Source organism: Pseudarthrobacter sp., from assembly GCF_036675385.1.
GTDB lineage: Bacteria > Actinomycetota > Actinomycetes > Actinomycetales > Micrococcaceae > Arthrobacter.
Genome location: NZ_JAKFFD010000063.1, coordinates 1 through 3,560 on the forward strand (window position 1 = coordinate 1; position 3,560 = coordinate 3,560).

Genomic DNA, 3,560 nt, shown 5'->3' on the forward strand with positions numbered 1-3,560 from the left:
CGCGACCTCGGGGTCCAGGTTGTTCATCAGCATCCGCAGCGGGGCTTCTGTCTGCCAGCTCTTGGCGGTGAGCTCGGTGCCGCGGGCAGCTTTGACCGGGCGGGCACCGGTAGTGAAATCGGCGGGTGCCATGAGGGGCTCCTTTGTGTTCTGGGCGAGTATGAGGTTCGCGGTGTTGGGAAGAGGTTCTGTATCAACTAAAGCCGTTCCGGGCGGGGCCGGACAGGGCTTTCGGAGGGGTGGTGTCCGGGATTCCAGACTGCTGCGGGTTCCTGTCGGACCGTCGGGGAGGCAGAGCCAGCCGACGGCGGGCAGCACTACTTGGCAGGGCGGCCGTGGATGCGGACGGAGAGTTCGTCCGCTACTTTCTGGACCCGCGCGGCGAGCGCCGGCCATTGGTCCGCCGGCAGTTTGTCCTCGAGGAACGTGACGGCGACTGCCGCCGTCGGCCATCCCACGTGGTCCGTGACAGCGGCGGCGATCGAGCCGAAGCCGGGCGTCACCTCGCCATGTTCGGTGGCGTAGCCGCGCTGCCTCACTTGGTCCAGGTGCGAGGACAGCGCGGAGTACTTCATGATGGCGCCCTCCACCTCATGCCGGGCGGTGAAGGCCTCGGCATTCGGGTAAAGCGCCCGGACCTGCGACTTGGGCAGTGCGGCGAGAATGGCGCGGCCGCTGGCGGTGAGGTGGCTGGGAAGCCGGACGCCGACGTCGGTCACCAGGGAGGGGCGGTTCTTGGCCCGTTCCTCCACGATGTAGAGCACGTCGCGGCCGTGGAGCACGGCCAGGTGCGCGCTCTCACCGATGACGTCCACCAGCGACGCCAGCAGCGGCCGGCCCAGGCGGGACAGCGGTTCCTGCCGCGAATACGCCGAGCTCAGCTCGAAGGCACTGATGCCCAGCCCGTAGCGCTGCTCCTCGTGCAGGTGAAGGACAAAACCGTTCGCCTCCATCACCCCCAAGAGGTGGTAGACGCTGGAGCGCGGCAACCCCAAGGATGTTGCAATGCTCGACGCCGCCATCGGCCCCCGTTTGGAGGCCAGCAGCTTGAGGATACGCAGGGTGTTCTCGGCGGCGGGGACTTTGGACGTTGCCCTTGGTTCAGTGCCCGCCTCTGGCCTGGCTTCCGTGTTCGGCAACACTGCACTCGACTCCACTGTGCCCTCCGTCATTTCTCGCGGGGCTTCCGGCCATGTCCGGGATCCCGTACTTAACCTTGCGCCTACGACCGGTCCCCTCACTGCCATCAAAACACGGCCGGTGTCCGGGATGCCAGACACTTGCCTTCGATGCGGGTCGGTCCGGAGTTGTTTGGGCTTAGGCTGGCTTCCCGGCCGCTCGGGCCCGCCCTGGCCCGCCGGGGCAGCTGGATCGGGTCCGGCTGCGTGGCCGGAGGCGTGGGCCGGAGCCGCTGGTCGTCGGAGCTGGTCGTAGGCTGAAGCGTATGGCCTCAACCAGCGATATTCTTGCGCGTACGATTCCCAGCTCCGCCGACTGGTTCCGCCAGCGGTTCCGGCAGGCCACGAGTATCAACTGCTAGGCCCCCTGCTTCGCGTGACCGGACAGCGGCGGGGCTTCATCGAGTCGGCTCGTGATGCCGGCGTGGAGGGCGGAATGCTCGACAGACTGATCGTCGAGCAGCGTGACTACTTTGCCGGCCGCGGGGAAGCCGTCGAGTGGACGATACGGGCGCATGACCTCCCGGTTGATATTGAGTCCCGGCTTCTGGCCGCGGGCTTCGCACCGGAAGACCGCGAGACCGTCCTGGTGGGTGAGACGGCAGCGATGGCCGGTGATCCGGCGGTCCCCGAAGGCATCCGTGTGAGGCCAGTCTCAGAACGTGGCGACCTGGAGCGGATTGCGCGCATGAAGTCCGTGGTGTGGGGCGCTGATTACAGCTGGGTGGCCTCTGACCTGCATCACCGGCTCGCCGCTGACCCGGAAAACCTGGTGGTCTTCGTAGCGGAGGCCTCGGGCGAAGTGGTGTCGGCGGCCTGGCTGGAGATCAATCCGGACACGGACTTCGCCGGTTTGTGGGGCGGGTCAACTTTGCCTGCATGGCGCGGGCGCGGGATCTATAAGGCTCTGGTTTCCGCACGCGCCCAGGTGGCGGCCGCCCGTGGAGTGAAATATCTGCAGGTGGACGCGTCTGCTGACAGTGAGCCGATCCTGCGAAGGTTGGGGTTCAGGGCAATCACCACCACCACTCCGTTTGTGTGGACTCCTCCTGTGAGGGGCGATAGCCCTGGAGCAGCTGGATAGAGCCCGCCCCCGCGAGGACGAAATGTCATGCTGCACCACCAACTGCGCTCCCGTGACTCAAACCAGCGCCCAATCTGGGAAGGTACCTTCTTTCACTGATGATCCTGCAGCTGGCCATTGGGCAGCGATGAGTCGACGGGCAGGTCCGGAGAAACCGCGCCAACGTGTTGAAGTCTGAGCTCTTCGAGAAGCTCCGGCGGCCAGTGGGGTGGTTCCCAGTCGGGGTGTTCGCTTTGGTAGTGGCGTCCGGTGGGTGATATCCAGCCGGGTGGTTCGTTCTTTGTGGCTGGTGTGGGTTGCCAGGCTGTGGTGTGTCTGAGTCTGTGGTGTTTGTGGCAGGGTTGGCCGAGATTTGAAATGCCGGTGGTGCCGCCGTGGGCCCAGGCGAGGAGGTGGTCTGCTTCGTTGTCGAGGGAGTGGTTGCTGCAGCCGGGGAACGGGCACTTCCCGTCCCGTAACCGCAGCCATTGGCGTTGGGCTTTGGTGAGCCGGTAGCTGGTTCTGCCGATTTCCAGGGGTGCTCCGTCGCGGGGGTCGATGAGGACGCGGTGGAAGGATTCGGCGCCGTCGGCGATGAGCTGGCGGGCCATGGATGGTGGGATCGGGCCGTATCCGTCGAGCATGGCGGGTTCGTCGGTGAGGCCGAGCAGCGCCATGACCGGGACGGTGATCAACACCTGTGCCCGTGGGGATGGAACGCCGCCGCTCACAGCGATGCCCCCGGTCTCTTGGTCGCTCGTTTCGCCGGTCGCGCCGCCGCTCTTTTCCCTACCCTCATCGCCGGTTCCGCTGCCGGTGATGTTGTTGCCGAGAAGCCAGGCGGCGACGGTGTCAGCGCGGAGCTGGCTGAGGTTCCGGTCTTCGTCCGGTCCTTGGAGGGCGCGGGCTGCGGTGGTGGCGCGGTCCCAGATCCCCGCGGCCTGATCGGCGGGGAGGTAGGCGGAGAGCCAGGCCATGCCGTCGCGGTCCGGGGCGTATTCCAGGCGCCGGTCGGCTGCGCTCTTGATGTGGCGTTTTTCGATGCTGACCGGGTGGTGGCGTTCCCGCCAGGTCCGTGCCTTGTGCCGGAACCTTCCGGGGATGAGCTCACCGGCGAAGCCACGTGCCGGATTCACCACGTGGGGGTCCAGGAAATGCGCCTCTAACGCCTGCGCCCCGGCGGGGTCGAGGTTGGTGGTTTCGTCGACCATGATCCGGGCGTGCTGCCACGAAATCGTCCCGGCCTGCAACGCGGACAACGTCAAAGGCAGGGCAGTGGTCAGGGAGTGCGCCTCGGCGAGCAGGGCGCCGGCGGCCCG

Annotated in this window: 4 protein-coding genes; 1 reads left to right on the forward strand and 3 read right to left on the reverse strand. The window is 66.7% G+C overall.

The window, feature by feature from the left end; translation table 11 throughout:
• Positions 1-132, reverse strand: a 132-nt coding sequence (locus V6M49_RS05350) for a hypothetical protein (protein ID WP_332760456.1), incomplete at its 3' end; no start/stop codon positions are given.
• A 185-nt stretch (positions 133-317) separates the two neighbouring features.
• Positions 318-1,172 carry an IclR family transcriptional regulator gene (locus V6M49_RS05355; protein WP_442959696.1) on the reverse strand — a complete coding sequence of 285 codons (855 nt, stop codon included), beginning with the start codon at positions 1,170-1,172 and terminating at the stop codon, positions 318-320.
• Positions 1,173-1,554: 382 nt separating this feature from the next.
• Between V6M49_RS05355 and V6M49_RS05360 the strand changes: the two genes are divergently transcribed.
• Positions 1,555-2,262 carry a GNAT family N-acetyltransferase gene (locus tag V6M49_RS05360; protein WP_332760453.1) on the forward strand — a complete coding sequence of 236 codons (708 nt, stop codon included), beginning with the start codon at positions 1,555-1,557 and terminating at the stop codon, positions 2,260-2,262.
• 92 nt (positions 2,263-2,354) lie between these two features.
• Here the strand turns inward: V6M49_RS05360 and V6M49_RS05365 are convergent.
• On the reverse strand, positions 2,355-3,560 hold a 1,206-nt coding region (locus V6M49_RS05365; RefSeq protein ID WP_332760455.1), incomplete at its 5' end, for an HNH endonuclease signature motif containing protein.

Bases quoted from the DNA above. Each gene is read 5' to 3' on its own strand.
- V6M49_RS05355 (WP_442959696.1), bottom strand. From the start codon at position 1,172: ATGACGGAGGGCACAGTGGAGTCGAGTGCAGTGTTGCCGAACACGGAA.